Raw genomic sequence first — 17664 nt, 5'->3', positions numbered from 1 at the left:
CGCAAATAAAAAGCAGGTACACCGCATCACACCCGCTCCCCGCTAGAAATAAAAGGGCGCCCGCCCCCTCCCTGCCACGGGGCAGGAAAGGTGGGGCGGACGTCCGCGCACCGGCAGAAACCGGTAGCTAGCTAGAGGAAGCTAGTCGGCGCTGTGCTTTGAAGCGGCCTCCTCGCGGCGGCGCACGTGCTCCTGGGTGGTGTCCTTAATTTCACCCACCAGCTCTTCCAGGATGTCTTCTAAGAAGAGCACACCAACACTCTGGCCCTGGGCGTCAACCACGTGAGAGACATGGGCCCTGTTGCGCTGCATGGTGGCCAGGGCGTCATCGATGTCGGTGTCGGGCTTGACGATTGACATCTGGCGCAGCTTGCTCCAGGCAATAGGCTGGTCCATGCGATCAGCCTCGTAGACCAGGGCGTCCTTGATGTGCAGGTAGCCCATGTAGGTGCCGTCCTGCTCGTCCTTCATGACGAAGCGGGAGTAGCCGGTGTGAGCAACGGCCCGTTCCAGCTCGGCCGGGGTGCAGGGGAAGTTCATGGTCACCAGCTTGTCGCCGGGCACCATAATCTCAGCAACGGTCTTCGAGCTGAATTCCAGAGCGCCAGACAGCACGCCCGAGCCGTCCTCAACCGTGCCCTCTGCCGTTGACTGGGCCACGATATTCTGCAGCTCGTCAAGGGTGAAGGTTGAGGCAACCTCCGCCTTAGGTTCTACCTTCATCAGGCGCAGGGTGTGGTTGGCAATCCAGTTGAGGAAGCCCACCAGGGGCTTGAGCACCCGCGAGACCGTGACCAGGGGCGGGGCAATCCACAGAGCAACGCCTTGGGCAGCCAGCGATACCGCCATATTCTTGGGGACCATCTCGCCGAAGATAACGTGCAGGTAGGTCACCAGGATTAGCGCGAAGGCAAAGCCTACAGCGCTAGCCACCTCGTAAGGGATGCCCCAGCTTTCTAGGGGTGCAGACACCAGGTGGTGCAGGGCGGGCTCTGAAACATTCAGAATCAGCAGGGAACAGACGGTAATACCCAGCTGGCAGGTAGCCAGCATGAGCGAGACGTTCTCCAGCGCATAAAGTACGGTGACCGCGCGCTTATTACCGGTCTCAGCCAGCGGCTCAATCTGGGAGCGGCGGGTCGACATAATGGCGAACTCACCGGCCACGAAGAAGGCGTTACCGGCAAGGAGCACAAAGAGCAGGGAGATAGCTACCCAGTCGTTCATTGGGCCCCCTCCTTTCGAGCGGCGAGGTCATCTATGGTGAGGGCTTCGGGAATAAAGCGGATGCGGTCAACCCGGCGCTGTTCCATCTTTTCTACGCGCAGGCGCCCGCCCTCAACGGGCACCACGTCGCCGGTTTCGGGGACTCGGCCCAGGTGGTCCATCATGAAGCCGCCCATGGTTTCGTAGGCGGGGTCATCGTCCACATCGAGGGTGCCGATGTAGTCCTTGACCTCGTCGGGGCGGAGTAGGCCCGAGAAGATGTAGTCGCCGCTGCCCACGCGCAGGGGGCGTTCGTCGAAGGAGTTGGTGTCGTGTTCGTCGGAGACTTCACCGACGATTTCTTCAACCAGGTCTTCAAGGGTGGTGATGCCTGCGGTGCCACCGTATTCGTCGAGCACCACGGCAAGCTGTAGGGCGCCCTCTCGCAGCTGCATGAGCAGAGAGTCCAGGTGCACGGTTTCGGGTACCTGCAGCACATCCTCCATGAGCGTTCCGGCTTCCAGCGTGTCGCGCTTATCGAGGGGAAGGCCCACAGCCTTCTTCACGTGCACGACACCCACGATGTTGTCCTGGTCTTCCCGGTAGAGGGGGAAGCGGGAGTGGCCGGTGGTGCGGGCCAGCTCGATGACGTCGCTGACCGGAGCGGTGTCTTCGAGCATGATGACCTTGCGGCGGGGGGTCATGACGTCAGCTGCGGTGAGCTCGGCGAAGGAGAGGGTCTTATCGACGAAGCGGGCGGTGTCGGAGTCCAGGGTGCCCAGGTCGGCTGAGCGGCGCACCATCGAGGAAAGCTCTTCGGGTGAACGGGCTGCTGAGAGCTCTTCCTTAGCTTCCATGCCAAAGCGGTGGAGCACCCAGTTTGCTGACCCGTTAGCGGTGCGGACGATGGGGCCCATCACCTTAGTGAAAAGCAGCTGGGCCGAGGCCAGGGTTCGGGCCACGCGGTAGGGCTCGGCAATCGCCAGGTTCTTGGGTACCAGCTCGCCGATAATCATGGAGAGCGAGGTGGCGATACCCATAGAGAAAATCAGGGTGAGCGCCGAGGCCACAGAAGGGGCAAGCCCCCAGGACGCGATGGTGTCGCCGGCTAGGGCGTTGATACCGCTGTCAAGGGTGTAACCGGTAAGCAGGGTGGTCATGGTGATACCCAGCTGGCAGCTCGATAGCTGGGTTGAGAGGGATTTGAGGCAGGCAAGCACTCGTTCACCTGCGGCGTCTCCCCTATCAATTTCTTGCTGGACCTTGGACTGATCAAGAGCTACCAGCGAAAATTCTACGGCCACAAAGAAGCCGGTGCCCAGAATCAGGGCAAAGCCAATGAGAAGCAGGAGCCATTCCATGGTTTAGGCTCTCACCGCCTGCTGGGCTGGGCGCGGGTTGCCAGAGATGCGGACGCCCGCGGTTGGGTTAAAGAATAATGTGCGCCAAAGCGCTCGTGAGGGCTGCGAAGATGCGCAGCAACTAGAAGGGTCTTCCATAGTGGTCAATTCTAGCGAATATCGAGCGGTTTACTCAGTGGGCTCCCTTTCACCACCTGCGAAATGCCAGCCTGTTTCTGCCAGACAGTCTCACGGCGAGATGTCATAGAAAGTAGTGCGTTGGACGAACCCCCAAAACACTTCTAAACTAGACAAAGATATGCGGTACATCACGCGCCCAATGTAGTGTACGATGCCCGCCCACCTCGTGCCAAAAGCGGTTTTGGCACCCAGCAATCACAAGAGATGGAAGAGGCGTAAGAGAAGTGCCAAACCAGCCAGAACATATTGTTCCCGAAGAGTTCGCGGGTAACGAGTGGCTCGTCGAAGAGCTCTTTGAAAAGTACGAGCAAGACCGCAACTCAGTCGACGAGACGTGGTGGCCCCTGTTTGATCAGTGGGCAGGCACAACCGGCAGCGCACCCAGCTCGCAGCAGGCACCGGCGCCCGCTGCAGCGTCCGCACCGGCCAAGGAAGAGCCCGTCAAGGCCCCCGTCCCCTCCACTCCCAAGACTCCTGCCCCTGAAGCTGACCCCAAGTCAGCCCCGCAGGCAGCCCCCAAGGCAAGCAACCCCTCAGCGACCAAGCCCGCCACCCCGAAGGAAGAACCCGTGAGCGACGCTCCCCAAGAAGACCAGATTGTTACCCTGCGCGGCCCCGCCAAGGCAGTAGCGGCCAACATGGACGAGTCACTGAGCGTACCCACCGCAACCACAGTCCGCGCTATCCCCGCCAAGCTGCTGATCGATAACCGTACCGAAATCAACAGCTACCTGGCCCGCACCCGCGGCGGCAAGGTCTCCTTCACCCATATCATCGGCTACGCCATTATCCGCGCTCTTGCGGCCTTCCCCTCCATGAACGTCAGCTACGGTGAGGACGCCAAGGGTAAGCCCGCCGCTATCCAGCACGCCCACGTTAACTTCGGCCTGGCCATCGACCTTCCCCGCCCCGATGGATCCCGCAACCTGGTTGTACCCAACATCAAGGGTGCTGAGAAGCTTTCCTTCTCAGAGTTCTGGGAAGCCTACAACGATATCGTCAAGCGTGGCCGTGAGGGCAAGCTCGGCGTTGAGGACTTCGCCGGCACCACCGTATCGCTCACCAACCCCGGCGGTATCGGCACCGTCCACTCCGTCCCCCGTCTCTCTAAGGGCCAGGCAGCCATCATCGGCGCAGGTGCCCTCGACTACCCCGCAGAGTACCGCGGTACGTCAGAAAAGGTCATCGCCCGCAACGGTGTCTCCAAGATTCTGACCCTCACCTCCACCTACGACCACCGTGTCATTCAGGGTGCAGGTTCCGGCGAGTTCCTCAAGATTGTGGAGCACTACCTGCTCGGTGGCGACGGCTTCTACGACCAGATTTTTGAGGACCTACGCATCCCCTTTGAGCCCGTCCGTTGGGCCCGCGATAACCAGGTCAACCCCGAATCAGAGATTTCTAAGGTTGCCCGCATCCAGCAGCTCATTCACGCCTTCCGCGTGCGCGGCCACCTGATTGCCCAGACCAACCCCATCGGCTACCAGATGCTCTCCCACCCCGACCTGCGTCTGGAGAACTACGGCCTGACCCTCTGGGATCTTGACCGCTACTGGCCCACCGGTGGCTTTGGCGAAAAGGAATCCCTGCCCCTGCGCACCATCCTTGAGCTGCTGCGCGAGGCCTACACCCGCACCCTGGGTGTGGAGTACATGCACATCGAGAACCCCGAAGAGCGCCAGTGGTTCCAGGATCGTCTGGAGCACGGCTACACCAAGCCCTCCCGCGACGAGCAGTTCCGCGTGCTGGGCACCCTGAATGCGGCCGAGGCCTTCGAAACCTTCCTGCAGACTAAGTACCTGGGCCAGAAGCGCTTCTCCCTAGAAGGCGGCGAATCCCTAATTCCCCTGCTGGACTCCGTTATCTCTGAGGCAGCGGACGCCAGCCTCTCGGGCGTCGGCATTGGCATGGCCCACCGCGGCCGCCTCAACGTACTGACCAACATTGCCGGTAAGTCCTACGCCCAGATTTTCCGTGAATTTGAGGGCCAGATGGACCCCCGCCTGACCGGCGGCTCCGGTGACGTCAAGTACCACCTGGGCACCGAGGGTATCTTCACCTCCCACAACGGCAACCAGATCCAGGTCTACCTTGCTGCCAACCCCTCCCACCTTGAAGCCGTCAACACCGTGCTTGAAGGTATCGTCCGCGCGAAGCAGGACACCCTGGCTGAACAGGGCATCGGCAACTACCCCGTACTGCCGATCCTGGTTCACGGTGACGCGGCCTTCGCTGGCCAGGGCATCGTGCTGGAAACCCTGCAGATGTCCAAGCTTGAGGGCTACACCACCGGCGGTACCGTACACATCGTGGTCAACAACCAGGTGGGTTTCACCACCACCCCGCGCGATGGCCGTACCGCAACCTACTCCACCGACATCGCCCGCATGATCCAGGCTCCCGTGCTGCACGTGAATGCCGATGATCCCGAGGCCGTCGTCCGCGCAGGCTCCATCGCCTTCGCCTACCGCCAGGCCTTCAACAAGGACGTCGTCATCGACCTGGTCTGCTACCGCCGCCGCGGTCACAACGAAGCAGACGACCCCTCGATGACCCAGCCCAAGATGTACCAGCAAATTGAGGAGCTGCCCTCAACCCGCAAGATTTACACCGAGGCCCTGGTCGGCCGCGGCGATATCTCCCAGGACGAGGCCGAGCGCGCTCTGAAGGACTACCAGTCCCGCCTGGAGCAGATTTTCACCGAGACCCACGAGGCTCAGTCGTCCTCCGCTCCCCTGGTCACCGCAGACGCCGCCGCTGTTTCTAACATCGAGCGCCCTGCTGCCCAGCAGAATGAGGACTCCGTTCACGTTGCCGGCGAGACCGCTATCTCCGCTGAGACCCTGGCCCAGATCGGCCAGGCCTTCGGCAAGATTCCCGAGGGTTTCACCGTGCACAAGAAGCTCAAGAAGCTGCTTGAACAGCGCGTCAAGATGTCGACCGAGGGCGACATCAACTGGGGCTTCGGCGAGCTTGCTGCCTTCGCCTCCCTGCTGCTGGAAGGTCGCGATGTGCGCCTGACCGGTCAGGACGTCCAGCGCGGCACCTTCGTCCAGCGCCACTCCGTGCTGCACGACTCTCTGACCGACGAAGAGTGGAACCCCCTGGCCAACCTCTCAGAAACCCAGGGCAAGTACTCCATCTACAACTCCCTGCTCTCCGAGTACGGCGTCATAGGCTTCGAGTACGGCTACTCTGTCGAGCGCCCCGACTCCCTGGTACTCTGGGAGGCCCAGTTCGGCGACTTCGCTAACGGCGCCCAGACCATCGTTGACGAGTTCATCTCGTCAGCAGAGCAGAAGTGGGCCCAGCGCTCCTCACTGGTTCTGCTGCTCCCCCACGGTTTTGAGGGCCAGGGCCCTGACCACTCATCGGCCCGCATGGAGCGCTACCTGCAGCTGTGCGCCGAGAACAACATGACTGTTGCTGTTCCCTCGACCCCGGCTAACCACTTCCACCTGCTGCGCCGCCAGGCCCACTCCCGCCCGCACAAGCCGCTGATTGTTATCACCCCCAAGCAGCTGCTGCGCCTCAAAGCTGCTGCCTCATCGGTTGAAGATTTCACCAGCGGTAGCTTCAAGCCCATCATCGAGGACCAGGGTAACCTGAACCCCGCTGACGTGACCCGCCTGGTCTTCGTCTCGGGTCGTCTCTACTACGACCTGGAAGCAGAGCGCGCTAAGCGCGGCGATAAGAGCACCGCAATTGTGCGAGTCGAGCAGCTCTACCCCCTGCCGTCCGCAGAGATTAAGGAGCAGATTGCTGCCTACCCCAATGCAGAACTGGTCTGGGCTCAGGATGAACCTGCCAACCAGGGCCAGTGGCCCTTCATGGCGGTCAACCTGCTCCCCCAGATTGACTACCGTATGAAGCTGATTTCCCGCCCGGCAGCTGCTTCCCCCGCAGCCGGTACCGGTAAGCGTCACCAGCGCGAGCTCGATAACCTCATCTCCGAGGTATTCGACCGCTAAAGCAGGGCGATTGCTCAGCTCTCAGTGCCCGAATCTTGCCCGTCAGGATTCGGGCGCTGCCTGTTTGCGGTGCGCCCACCGTGCGCTGGCAGGTTCCAGGGTTTAGACTGGTACAGAACGAACGAGACCATCGTTGCGGGGCGACCTAGCCCTCAACCTTGTAGAAAGAAACACGTGGATCAGCGAAAAATTCGACTTGTAGCCGTTGGCGATGATCTGCTCGCAGGCGTCGGGGATCCCCGCACCCTCGGGTGGTTCGGGCGCGTTATGGCGCGTACCCCTCAGACCTCTGCCTCTATCTCTGCCTATAATCTGGCAGCTCCCGGCGAGGGCAGTGAACAGCTCAACGCTCGCTGGTTTGAAGAAGCCAGCCGCCGCTTTGCCCAGGGCCACGAAAACCGCCTGGTCATTGCCCCCTCAACCTTCGACATCGACCTGGGCCTCACCAGCGCCCGCTCCCGCCTGAACCTGGCGAACATGGTCGATATGGCCTCCCAGAACAATGTGAAGGTTCTGGTTGTTGGCCCCCCGCCCACTCTTGATGCCGAGCGCAACCGCAAGATTGCCGACCTGTCAGCAGCCTACGCCGATGTGGTGACCCGCCGTAACCACGTCTACGTCGATACCTTCAACCCCCTGCTGCACCACGAGCAGTGGCGCAATGACCTGGCAGCGAACGACGGTCGCCCCGGCCAGTCCGGCTACGGCCTGATCGCCTGGCTGGTTCTGCACCGCGGCTGGTACAACTGGCTTCAGATTTCAGAGCCCGTTTAAGGAAGCCCCTGACCGGTGCCTACCCCTGTGACTAACCCGGGGTGTGCAAAGCTAGCCAAGGTATGCGAAAATAGTGAGAAGTGCCTGTTCCAAGGTGCTATCGACCATTTGTGTTCCGTTATCCTGACGGGCACTCCACCTTGATCAAGGAGGCTCTCATGAGCAAGCGCGGTCGCAAGCGTAAGGATCGCCGTAAGGGTGGCGCTAACCACGGTAAGCGCCCCAACTCATAAGGCAATCAACAAGGGCCCCTACTCGCAGAAGCGAGCAGGGGCCCTTTGTTATTGGCTAGCTAGCTGCCGGGTACCCTCCGGTATGGATATCGTCGATGCAGGCACGGATACGGCTTTTGAGGTCGACAGGAGCGGTCTCCTTGCAGGTGCGGCGCACTGCTTGGCGGATAATGCACTCTAGGTCGTATTCCTTGGCGCAGGTTTCACATTCGGCCAGGTGGGCCTGGAGTTCTTCGAGGTCCTGGCAGCTGAGTGGGTCGTCAATGTAGGTGTAGATTTTGGCCAGGCGCTCTTCGCAGGGGGTAGAAGGGCTCGGGTTGTGTACGGTGGTCATTGGTGGCTCCTTTCTTAGGCCCTAGCGGTTTGGCGGGCGCCGGCCTTGCCGGTGGTCGTGGTTTTGATGCCGCGTTCGGCGGCATAGTCGGTGAGTTTGTCTCTGAGCAGTTTGCGGCCCCGGTGCAGGCGGGACATGACGGTGCCGATGGGGGTGTCCATAATCTCGGAAATTTCCTTGTAGGAGAACCCTTCGACATCGGAGTAGTAGACGGCCATACGGAAGTCTTCGGGGATGGACTGCAGGGCCTCTTTGATATCGCTGTCGGGCAGGTGAGCGAGAGCTTCGTTTTCCGCAGAGGGTAGGCCCTTGGAGTCGTGGGCTCCAGCCTGGGCTAGCTGCCAGTCTTCGACGGTGTCGGTATTGGCCTGGTAGGGCTCGCGTTGGCGTTTGCGGTAGACGTTGATGTAGGTGTTGGTGAGAATGCGGTAGAGCCAGGCTTTGAGGTTGGTTCCGGGCTTGTACTGGTGGAAGGCGGAGAAGGCTTTCGTGTAGGCCTCTTGGACGAGGTCTTCGGCGTCCTGCGGGTTGCGGGCCATGCGCAGGGCGGCTGCGTAAAGCTGGTCTACGTACAGCAGGGCTTCTCGTTCGAAACGGGCTTTGCGCTCGGCATCGGTTTCGCGGGAGCGCACATCGGGTTCGTTGCCTTCGGGGGCGAGGACGTCGGTGGTCGGCGCAGGTTCAGTGCTGGGGGCCGGGGGCGTGGCTGTCATTTCCCTCCAGGTGTGCTGTGGTCTTTTGTCTTACTGTACCTGCCAGTGGGCGCGGCTACGCGCCGAGTACAACGAGACCTGTACTGGTTGAACAGGCTCACAGCGAGCGTGAGCCTGCGAAACCTTGAACAAATCTCGTCATGCGTAACGACAGAGAGACGAGTTTATTCCCCAGCACCAGAGTAATTTTGCACTGGTGGTGCTGTAAAGTGGCTGAACCCGCCGGTCTATATGTATACTTAGTAGTGTTAGGTATCTGTGATACACCGCAAAGGGGCCTCGCACCCCGTGAAGGAGGAACTCATGTCTTTGGTTCGCCGTTTTGCTCGCCCTCTGCTGGCTTCAAGCTTTATTATCTCGGGTGTTGACCGTCTACGTGACCCCGAATCGTCCAAGCACCTGGCTAAGGTGGTTAACCTGGCTGCGACTTCTGCCCCTCAGCTTTCTGTGCTGCGTGGCCAGGAGAAGCTGGTGGGTCAGGCTCTGGCTGGCTCTCAGGTAGCTGCCGGTGCCCTCTTTGCCCTGGGCAAGCTGCCCCGTCTTTCTGCGAGCGTCCTGCTGGCTACCGGTGCTATTAACTCCTACGTTGAGTACCGCGCTACCGAGGCTGTGACTAAGGAAGAGAAGACTGCCCGCCGTAATGCTGCTGTGCTCAATGGCTCCCTGCTGGGCGCTATTGCTATCTCAGCTGTTGATACCGACGGTAACCCCTCACTAGCCTGGCGAGCTTCCAAGCTGGGTGATCAGGTAGCTAAGAAGTCCCATCAGCTGGCATCCGATGTTCAGGACGCCGCTTCTGACGCCCAGAAAAAGGTTGAGGACCTCTTCGCCTAAGCTGGCTCCTACCGGGTGTAAGACCCCGTGAACTTTCGATAAACCCCGCATCATATCGGTGCGGGGTTTTCTTGTTTGCTGCCCCGCCCACCTAAAATAGGGAGGGAGTACACCGTAGTAACTGATTCCGAAGTAGGTTTTATTTGTGGTTGATGCGACCAAGCGGCCCCTAGTGGCCGATGGAGACTGGCTAGCGCCCACCGTTACGGTGCCCGGCGGTGCCCATGCCCGGGTGGAGATTCCCGGGTCTAAGTCGCTCACCAATCGTTACCTGCTGCTGGCGGCTCTGGCGGACAGCCCCTCGGTGATTCATGCTCCCCTGCATTCGCGCGATTCGCAGCTGATGGTGGCCGCGCTGACTGCCCTGGGTGCCCGTTTTGAAGAGATTGAAACCGGTAATGCCTTTGGCCCTGACCTGCGGGTGACCCCCCTAGATTTTTCTGCGACCGCTGCCCGTGCGGCATCCATTGATGTGGGGCTGGCGGGTACCGTCATGCGTTTTGTACCCCCGGTTGCTGCCCTGCTGCCCGGTACTTTCCATTTCGATGGCGATGAGCATGCCAGGGTACGCCCCATGCTGCCGGTGATTGAGGCCCTGCGGGGCCTGGGGGTTGAGGTTGAGGACGCCGGTCGCGGCTCCCTGCCCTTTACCGTCGTTTCTGCCGGTTCGGTGCAGGTGCCCGAGCTGACCATTGATGCTTCGGGTTCTTCCCAGTTTGTCTCTGCCCTGCTGCTGGCTGCCTGCCGTTTTGAGCGGGGTCTGGTGCTGCGGCACGAGGGTGGCCCGGTGCCCTCGATGCCCCACATTGAGATGACCGTTGAGACCATGCGTGAGCTCGGTATTAGCGTCGACTTCAACGGCATCGATACCTGGACTGTTGCCCCCGGTGGCTTCCCCGGCTTTGAGGTCACCGTTGAGCCCGATCTTTCTAATGCTGGGCCTTTCCTGGTTGCTGCGGTAGCCACCGGGGCATCGGTGACGGTTCCGTGCTGGCCCGAGTCCACTACCCAGGGTGGGGACCACTGGCGAAAGATTCTGCCGCTCTTCGGGGCTCGGGCGGAGCTAGCCGACGGAAACCTGACCGTCACCGGCCCTGCCGGCGGCGCGGCGTCCGGCCTGCCGGGTGTTGAGCTAGATCTGGCCGAGGCCGGTGAACTGGCCCCCACCGTTGCTGCCCTCATCGCTCTCTCGCCGGCGACCAGCGTCCTGTCCGGTATTGCCCACCTGCGTGGCCATGAAACTGACCGGCTTGCCGCCCTGACCGACGAGATTAACCGCCTGGGCGGTTCAGCCGAAGAAACTGCGGACGGTATTCGCGTCACCGCCCCTGTAGCTCACGGGGCCCTCATGCGTACCTACGCCGACCATCGCATGGCAACCGCCGCTGCCGTGATGGGTCTGGTGGTGCCGGGCATCGTGGTTGAGAACGTCGAGACCACCTCCAAGACCCTGCCCAACTTCACCGGGCTGTGGCAGAACATGCTGGGTCAGTGGCAGGCAGGTGCCGCCTAATGCGCCGTTCCTGGGATGAAAGCGATGTGCGCGTCCGCCCCAATAAGAAGGGCTCCCGCCCCCGCACCAAGGACCGCCCAGCCCACAAGGACGCCGAAATCGGCCGTATCATCACCGTAGACCGGGGGCGCTACACCGCTATCCTCGATGAGGGCAAGGGCAGCGAACGGGTCGTCACCGCCGTGCGCGCCCGAGAGCTACGCCGCTCCCCCATCGTGGTGGGTGACAAGGTTGCCCTCGTGGGTGATACCAGCGGTAAGCCCGATACTCTAGCCCGCCTCGTCCGCATCGAGGAGCGCACCAACCTGCTACGCCGTAGCGCCGACGATACCGACCCCGTCGAGCGCGTCGTCGTTGCCAACGCCGACAACCTGGTTATCGTGGTCGCCGCAGAAAACCCCGAACCCCGCACCGGCTTTATCGACCGGTCCCTGGCAGCCGCGTTCGACGCTGAGCTCACCCCCATTCTCTGCATCACCAAGACCGACCTCAAACACCCTAAATGGCTGCTGGACTACTACCGAGACCTTGAGCTCACCATCTTGCTGTCTAAGTCCAAGGACGGCCGGGCCCCCAGCGAGGAAGGCTCCGAAGGGCTCGACACCACTCTAGTTGAGCAGCTTTCTGAGTATCTCGACGGCTCGGTCTCTGTGCTCCTGGGCCACTCCGGTGTAGGCAAATCAACCCTGGTCAACGCCCTGACCGGGGCAGAACGCGCCACTGGCCACGTGAATGCCGTGACCGGGCGCGGCCGCCACACCTCGTCCTCAGCCCTGGCCCTCCAGCCCCAGAAGTCAGCCCCCGGCACCTGGATTATCGACACCCCCGGCATCCGCTCCTTCGGACTCGCCCATGTCGAGCCTGACACCCTGGTCGCCTCCTTCACCGACCTTGCCTCGGGCTCAGCCAACTGCCCCAAGGGCTGTACCCACTCGGCGTCCGCCCCCGACTGCGGTCTTACCGCCTACGTCGAAACGGGCAAGGCCGGCCCCGCAGGCCCAGAACGCCTCGAATCCCTGCGCAAGCTCCTGCGCGTCGACGAAGAAACCGGCGACACCGAGAAAGAACTCGGCGTCGTAGACCTCTAAACACACCAAGGCACACGAGACCATGACTAACTACACCGACGACCTGCGCCTGGCCCACATCATGGCTGATGCGGTAGACCGCCTCACCCTGGCCAAGTTCACCTCCCACGATTTCGCCGTCGACACCAAACCCGACCTCACCCCCGTCACCGACGCCGACCGCGAAGCCGAACAGCTCATCCGCTCCCAGCTGTCCCGCGTCCGCACCCGTGACTCAGTGCTGGGTGAAGAATTTGGGGAAACCGGGTCTTCCCCCCGCCAGTGGGTCATCGACCCCATCGACGGCACCAAGAACTTCGTGCGCGGCGTCCCTGTCTGGGCCACCCTTATCGCTCTGCTCGACCACGGCAAGCCCGTCGTCGGCGTCGTCTCTGCCCCGGCCCTCCAGCGCCGCTGGTGGGCAGCCGAAGGCACCGGCGCCTACACCGGCCGCTCCCTCGCCAAGGCTACCCGCATCTCGGTCTCCTCTGTCGCCCAGCTCGAGGACGCCTCCCTCTCCTACTCCTCCCTCACCGGCTGGCGCAATTTGGGCCTGCGCGATAACTTCATCGACCTGACCGACACCGTCTGGCGCACCCGAGCCTACGGCGACTTCTGGTCCTACATGATGGTGGCAGAGGGCGTTGTCGACGCCGCCGCCGAACCCGAACTCGGCCTCTATGACATGGCCGCCCTAGTCCCCATCGTGACCGAAGCAGGCGGACGTTTCACCTCCCTGGCTGGGGCGGACGGCCCCCACGGCGGCAACGCCCTAGCCACCAACGGCCACCTGCACGAGGCCGTCCTTTCCCACCTGGGGACCGACAAGCCCCTCTAAAGCCGGGCTCTCTCACGAGACCGGGAAAACGCTTCAACCTAGACCAAAGGCCCCGAATCCTACATCAAGGATTCGGGGCCTTTGGTCTGAGCGGTTTCTTGTGCTGAACTACTTCTTGCGCTGGTTCAGAATCGAAATCTGCTCGTTGCTGCGGTCGTTCACGGCCTCAGTATGCACCTCGGTCTTACCAGACTCAGAGGGAGCTGAGTACTGCAAGAACTTAGGCTGGGCAGGAATCTTCAGCTGAATCTTCGACTGCTGGGTACGCTGCTTCGACAGGTCCACGCTGTAGAGCATCGACACGGTCTCCTCACGAATACCGCCCATCATGCTCTGGTAGAGAGCGTAACCCTCACGCTGGTATTCCACCAGGGGGTCACGCTGGGCCATGGCGCGCAGGCCAATGCCTTCCTTGAGGTAGTCCATCTCGTAGAGGTGCTCAGGCCAGCGCTTACCGATGACCGAGAGCACCACGCGGCGCTCAATCTCGCGCATGGCGTCCTCACCCACGGACTCTTCGCGCTCGCCGTACTGTATCTCAGCGTCAGCCAGTACTTCTTTGACGATCTGGTCGCGGGTGACCTTGGTCTTGTCACCAGCTTCTTCAGCCAGGTCTTCGGGGGTAATGGTAACCGGGAAGATGGTGCGCAGGTTCTCCCAGAGCTTCTCAAAGTCCCAGTCCTCGGCATGGCCTTCGCCCGCCTGGGCATCGATTGCTGAGGTGATAACCTCGGTGCGGAACTTGGCAATCTGTTCCTTGAGGTCATCCCCTGCCAGAATCTGGGCGCGGTCCTTGTACATGGCCTCGCGCTGGCGGTTGAGCACATCGTCATACTTGAGCACGTTCTTGCGCTGCTCAGCGTTGCGGGCCTCAACCTGGCCCTGGGCGTTGGCGATGACGCGGGAAACAATCTTAGCTTCCAGGGCGGTATCGTCGGGGGCACCGGCCATCAGGCGGGCAGCTGCCTGGCCATTGAAGAGGCGCATCAGGTCGTCAGACAGTGACAGGTAGAAGCGGGACTCGCCGGGGTCGCCCTGGCGGCCCGAACGTCCGCGCAGCTGGTTATCGATGCGGCGAGACTCGTGACGCTCGGTACCCAGTACGTAGAGACCGCCCAGGTCTTTAACCTCTTCGTGCTCGGTAGCAGAGGCCTGCTCCGCTGCGGCAAGCACCTCGGGCCACTTAGCCTCGTATTCTTCTGTCTTCTCCTTGGGGTCAAGGCCCAGAGTCTTCATGGTCTCAACAGCCTCGAACTCGGGGTTGCCACCGAGCATAATATCGGTACCGCGGCCTGCCATGTTGGTTGCCACGGTGACGGCACCCTTACGGCCAGCCTGGGCCACGATGGCAGCCTCACGGGCATTGTTCTTCGCGTTGAGCACCTCGTGTCGAATACCGGCCTTAACCAGGAGCTTAGACAGATACTCGGACTTCTCAACGCTGGTGGTACCTACCAGCACGGGCTGGCCGGTAGCGTGGCGCTCTTCGATATCTTTGACCACCGCGTTGAACTTGGCAATCTCATTCTTGTAGACCTTATCGGGCTGGTCGACGCGCTGCTTTTCCTTGTTGGTCGGGATTGGCACGACACCCAGCTCGTAGGTGTTCATGAACTCGGCAGCCTCGGTCTCAGCGGTACCGGTCATACCCGAGAGCTTGTCGTACATGCGGAAGTAGTTCTGCAGGGTCACGGTCGCCATAGTCTGGTTTTCAGGCTTGACCTCGACCTCTTCCTTGGCCTCAATGGCCTGGTGGATGCCGTCGTTGTAGCGGCGGCCTGCCAGGATACGGCCGGTGTGCTCATCGACAATCATGACTTCGCCGTTCATTACGACGTAGTCCTTGTTGCCCTTGAAAAGTTCCTTGGCCTTAATAGCGTTGTTGAGGAAGCCAATCAGGGGGGTGTTCTGTGACTCGTAGAGGTTATCGATGCCCAGGTGGTCTTCAACCTTATCGATACCCGATTCGAGCACACCCACGGTGCGCTTCTTTTCATCGACCTCGTAGTCTTCGCCGGCCACCAGAGTGCGGGCGATACGGGCAAATTCGCCGTACCAGCGGTTGGCTTCGCCCATGGCGGGACCAGAGATAATCAGCGGGGTACGGGCTTCGTCGATCAGAATAGAGTCAACCTCATCGACGATGGCAAAGTTATGGCCGCGCTGCACCTGTTCCTCTTTGGTCCAGGCCATGTTGTCACGCAGGTAGTCGAAACCGAACTCGTTGTTGGTGCCGTAGGTAATATCGGCTTCGTACTGCTTACGGCGCACATCGGGGGTCTGGTTCGCCAGAATAACGCCCGACTCCATACCCAGGAAACGGAAGACACGCCCCATCAGGTTAGCCTGGTACTCAGCCAGGTAGTCGTTGACGGTGACCACGTGCACGCCCTTGCCGGAGAGGGCGTTGAGGTAGGCAGGGGCGGTGGCAACCAGGGTCTTACCCTCACCGGTTTTCATTTCGGCGATATTGCCCAGGTGCAGGGCGGCGCCACCCATGAGCTGAACATCGTAGTGGCGCTTGCCCAGAGTGCGCTTAGACGCCTCGCGGACCACAGCAAAAGCTTCGGGGAGCAGAAGGTCCAGTGACTCGCCGTCCTCAACGCGCTTGCGGAAGGCGTCGGTCTCAGCGCGTAGCTCTGCATCGCTCATCGCAACAAAGCTATCTTCGAGTGAGTTCACTGCATCGGTGTAAGCACGCAGCTGCTTGAGGACTTTTTGGTCTCCGCTGCGGAGTAGCTTTTCCAAGAGAGATGCCACTGAAGTTTGCTCCTTGATTGGTTTGGTATGGGAGGTTGGCAGGGTGAGCCCACCGTGCTCACTCTATTCTAGTTTAGTCCGCAAACGGGCTGGGGCCGTTCACCTGTGGGCTTGACGGGCCTACCTTTTAGATTCACAGGGGTAGGGCCGGGAACAGGGCAGGGCCCCCTGCGCTCCTGCGCTCCCCTACCTGCGGTAGGGGTATGGCAGAGGGCCCTAGGCCGGGCGGGTATCGACCTTAGTCAGTACCTTCTTCGAGGGTAATGACACCGTAGGACCAGCCCTTGCGGCGGTAGACCGCTGCGGGGGATCCGGTTGCCTTATCGACGTAGAGGAAGAAGTCGTGGCCAACCAGCTCCATGCGGTCAACCGCTTCTTCAGGGGTCAGGTGGTCGGCGGGGAAGCTCTTTTGACGAATTTCGATGGGCGAATCTGCCTCTTCGTGCAGGTCGTATTCGCCAGCAAAAGCTGCTTCTTCAACTGGCAGGTCCTCGGTCTGAATTTCGGTGAGGGCAACCTGGTCGGTGATGACGGGCAGTGAGCCAGTGGCTTCTGAGACCGAGATGGGGTGCTTACCCCCTGCGCGGCGGGTCTTGCGACGGTCGCGGGCGCGGCGGAGGCGTTCTAGGAGCTTGCCATAGGTTTCGTCGAAAACTGCGAACTTATCTTGACCGGTTGCTTCTGCTCGGAGCACGGGGCCGCGGCCAATGACGGTGATTTCCACTCGAATCGCGGCAGGGCCGTTCTGGCCTTCCTTGGTGAACTTGACTTCGATGTCGGTTACGTTGTCGCCGAGGGCTTCGAACTTGGTGATTTTACTTTCAACGTGTTCCTGCAGACGTTCACTTACTTTGACGTTGCGGCCGGTGATGTTGAGTTCCACAATTCCCTCCATTCTCAGGGGGTGAATACCCGGCCCTGTGACTGCCGGGTATTGGGGAATCTATCTTGTGGATTCCTTAACGCAACTCTACGCCCTTTTGTGGTCTAAGTCATTTTTTAAGCCTTTTACGGTTCTTTTCGCAGGAAGGACTCAATATTTTGGTGGCCTACCTCACCCTGTGCTATATGGCTGCCGCTTGGGAACATAGGCAATCGTTGCCCCTCCCAGCACGGTGGCGCCCTGGCTGGTAAGCACCCGGTAGCCCTCCTGCAGGGAGGCTCCGGTGGTGAACACATCGTCAACCAACAGACAGCGGGCCCCCTCTAGACGGTAGTAGCGCCCCAGCTGGTGCAGGGCAGGCTTGCCCAGGGTAAGTTTTCCCTGCATCTGCCGGTGGCGCTCTTCGAGGCCCAGGGTTTTCTGGGCTTGGGCACCTTTGGCACCGCGCATTCCCCGCTTCCAGACAGGAACCTGGGCGAGCGCGTCCGCCACCTTGACTGGTGCGGGGTGGCGCAGGAGGGGTAGCACCGCGCGGGCTAGGAGCGGGGCTGGGGCATAGCCCCGCCTGCGCACCGAGGCCCGGCTGGAGGGTAGGGGCACCAGGTAGATGGGCTCGGCGGGCGCCAGTTCGCTCTCGCTCAGCCCTAGAAGGCAGGTCACGGCCCGGGCCAGGGCCGAGGCAAGGTAGGGGCTCAGGTCGATGCGTCCGGCGTCCTTATAGGCCAGGACGCAGCGCCCCAGCTCGTGCTCATAGCGGCCAGCAGACACCACCGGCAGCTGCGTGCCGGGCAGGGTAATGGCCTGTAGGTTGAGGGTGGCCAGGCGCACCAGCTGGTCGCAGAGGGGGCAGAGGGCAGCGGACGCCAGCATGCTGGGCCCGTAGGTCTGGCAGCTGGCGCAGACCCTGGGGAAGAAGAGTTCTGTGGTCTGCCGCCAGCTGGTCAGCATATCGGGCGGAAGAGGGTGGGCGGACGTCATACCCCCAGCCTGGCAGGGT

The 17664-nt window shown here is 61.4% G+C and carries 14 protein-coding genes; 7 read left to right on the top strand and 7 right to left on the bottom strand.

The features are described 5' to 3' along the window. Positions 1-141 precede the first annotated feature (141 nt). A complete protein-coding gene (locus E4U03_RS02980) occupies positions 142-1227 on the bottom strand; it encodes a hemolysin family protein (protein WP_135011508.1) in 1086 nt (361 codons plus the stop codon). Then, positions 1224-2567 carry a hemolysin family protein gene (locus E4U03_RS02975; RefSeq protein WP_135011507.1) on the bottom strand — a complete coding sequence of 448 codons (1344 nt, stop codon included), beginning with the start codon at positions 2565-2567 and terminating at the stop codon, positions 1224-1226. The genes E4U03_RS02980 and E4U03_RS02975 overlap by 4 nt, the downstream gene beginning before the upstream one ends. Before the next feature lie 404 nt (positions 2568-2971). On the opposite strand from E4U03_RS02975, the gene E4U03_RS02970 reads away from it, so the two are divergent. The 3 genes from E4U03_RS02970 to E4U03_RS13685 all read left to right on the top strand — a co-directional run bounded on the left by E4U03_RS02970 (position 2972) and on the right by E4U03_RS13685 (position 7725). Next, the gene (locus tag E4U03_RS02970) at positions 2972-6718 is read left to right on the top strand and encodes a multifunctional oxoglutarate decarboxylase/oxoglutarate dehydrogenase thiamine pyrophosphate-binding subunit/dihydrolipoyllysine-residue succinyltransferase subunit (protein WP_135011506.1); all 3747 of its coding nucleotides are present in this window, start codon (positions 2972-2974) and stop codon (positions 6716-6718) included. A gap of 174 nt (positions 6719-6892) precedes the next feature. After that, positions 6893-7492, top strand: coding sequence for a GDSL-type esterase/lipase family protein (locus E4U03_RS02965; RefSeq protein ID WP_135011505.1), 600 nt, complete (start codon positions 6893-6895; stop codon positions 7490-7492). A 158-nt stretch (positions 7493-7650) separates the two neighbouring features. After that, a complete protein-coding gene (locus E4U03_RS13685; RefSeq protein WP_377129465.1) occupies positions 7651-7725 on the top strand; it encodes a 50S ribosomal protein bL37 in 75 nt (24 codons plus the stop codon). 55 nt (positions 7726-7780) lie between these two features. Here E4U03_RS13685 and rsrA read toward each other — a convergent pair whose 3' ends face one another. Continuing rightward, positions 7781-8059, bottom strand: a complete 279-nt coding sequence (gene rsrA, locus E4U03_RS02960) for a mycothiol system anti-sigma-R factor (protein ID WP_135011504.1) — start codon at positions 8057-8059, stop codon at positions 7781-7783. A 14-nt stretch (positions 8060-8073) separates the two neighbouring features. After that, a complete protein-coding gene (locus E4U03_RS02955) occupies positions 8074-8772 on the bottom strand; it encodes a sigma-70 family RNA polymerase sigma factor (RefSeq protein WP_135011503.1) in 699 nt (232 codons plus the stop codon). 303 nt (positions 8773-9075) lie between these two features. Between E4U03_RS02955 and E4U03_RS02950 the strand changes: the two genes are divergently transcribed. The 4 genes from E4U03_RS02950 (at position 9076) to hisN (ending at position 13024) form a co-directional block, all read left to right on the top strand. Next, the gene (locus E4U03_RS02950; RefSeq protein ID WP_135011502.1) at positions 9076-9606 is read left to right on the top strand and encodes a DoxX family membrane protein; all 531 of its coding nucleotides are present in this window, start codon (positions 9076-9078) and stop codon (positions 9604-9606) included. Positions 9607-9751: 145 nt separating this feature from the next. After that, positions 9752-11119 carry a 3-phosphoshikimate 1-carboxyvinyltransferase gene (gene aroA / locus E4U03_RS02945; protein WP_416220605.1) on the top strand — a complete coding sequence of 456 codons (1368 nt, stop codon included), beginning with the start codon at positions 9752-9754 and terminating at the stop codon, positions 11117-11119. Continuing rightward, on the top strand, positions 11119-12207 hold the full coding sequence (rsgA, locus tag E4U03_RS02940) for a ribosome small subunit-dependent GTPase A (protein WP_135011501.1): 1089 nt from the start codon (positions 11119-11121) through the stop codon (positions 12205-12207). Before aroA ends, rsgA begins: the two co-directional genes overlap by 1 nt. Positions 12208-12229: 22 nt before the next feature. Beyond that, on the top strand, positions 12230-13024 hold the full coding sequence (gene hisN, locus E4U03_RS02935) for a histidinol-phosphatase (protein ID WP_135011500.1): 795 nt from the start codon (positions 12230-12232) through the stop codon (positions 13022-13024). A gap of 108 nt (positions 13025-13132) precedes the next feature. Here hisN and secA read toward each other — a convergent pair whose 3' ends face one another. The 3 genes from secA to E4U03_RS02920 all read right to left on the bottom strand — a co-directional run bounded on the left by secA (position 13133) and on the right by E4U03_RS02920 (position 17645). Continuing rightward, positions 13133-15784 carry a preprotein translocase subunit SecA gene (secA, locus tag E4U03_RS02930; protein ID WP_135011499.1) on the bottom strand — a complete coding sequence of 884 codons (2652 nt, stop codon included), beginning with the start codon at positions 15782-15784 and terminating at the stop codon, positions 13133-13135. A 238-nt stretch (positions 15785-16022) separates the two neighbouring features. Continuing rightward, complete coding sequence (gene hpf, locus E4U03_RS02925) at positions 16023-16667, bottom strand: ribosome hibernation-promoting factor, HPF/YfiA family (protein ID WP_135011498.1); 645 nt, start codon at positions 16665-16667, stop codon at positions 16023-16025. Between the two features lie 171 nt (positions 16668-16838). Beyond that, entirely contained in the window at positions 16839-17645 is an 807-nt protein-coding gene (locus E4U03_RS02920) for a ComF family protein (RefSeq protein WP_135011497.1), read from the bottom strand. Positions 17646-17664 lie beyond the last annotated feature (19 nt).

Origin of the sequence: Rothia nasimurium, from assembly GCF_004569295.1 — a bacterium.
GTDB classification, from domain to species: Bacteria; Actinomycetota; Actinomycetes; order Actinomycetales; family Micrococcaceae; genus Rothia; species Rothia nasimurium_B.
Note: the sequence above shows the minus strand (reverse complement) of the source record. Positions and strands in the feature narration are given on the sequence as shown.

What these genes read in the sequence shown, in the direction of transcription:
- E4U03_RS02955 (WP_135011503.1), bottom strand. Translation starts at nt 8,772, where the DNA reads ATGACAGCCACGCCCCCGGCCCCCAGCACTGAACCTGCGCCGACCACC.
- rsrA (WP_135011504.1), bottom strand. Translation starts at nt 8,059, where the DNA reads ATGACCACCGTACACAACCCGAGCCCTTCTACCCCCTGCGAAGAGCGC.
- E4U03_RS02920 (WP_135011497.1), bottom strand. Translation starts at nt 17,645, where the DNA reads ATGACGTCCGCCCACCCTCTTCCGCCCGATATGCTGACCAGCTGGCGG.
- E4U03_RS02950 (WP_135011502.1), top strand. Translation starts at nt 9,076, where the DNA reads ATGTCTTTGGTTCGCCGTTTTGCTCGCCCTCTGCTGGCTTCAAGCTTT.
- hisN (WP_135011500.1), top strand. Translation starts at nt 12,230, where the DNA reads ATGACTAACTACACCGACGACCTGCGCCTGGCCCACATCATGGCTGAT.
- rsgA (WP_135011501.1), top strand. Translation starts at nt 11,119, where the DNA reads ATGCGCCGTTCCTGGGATGAAAGCGATGTGCGCGTCCGCCCCAATAAG.
- E4U03_RS02980 (WP_135011508.1), bottom strand. Translation starts at nt 1,227, where the DNA reads ATGAACGACTGGGTAGCTATCTCCCTGCTCTTTGTGCTCCTTGCCGGT.
- E4U03_RS02975 (WP_135011507.1), bottom strand. Translation starts at nt 2,567, where the DNA reads ATGGAATGGCTCCTGCTTCTCATTGGCTTTGCCCTGATTCTGGGCACC.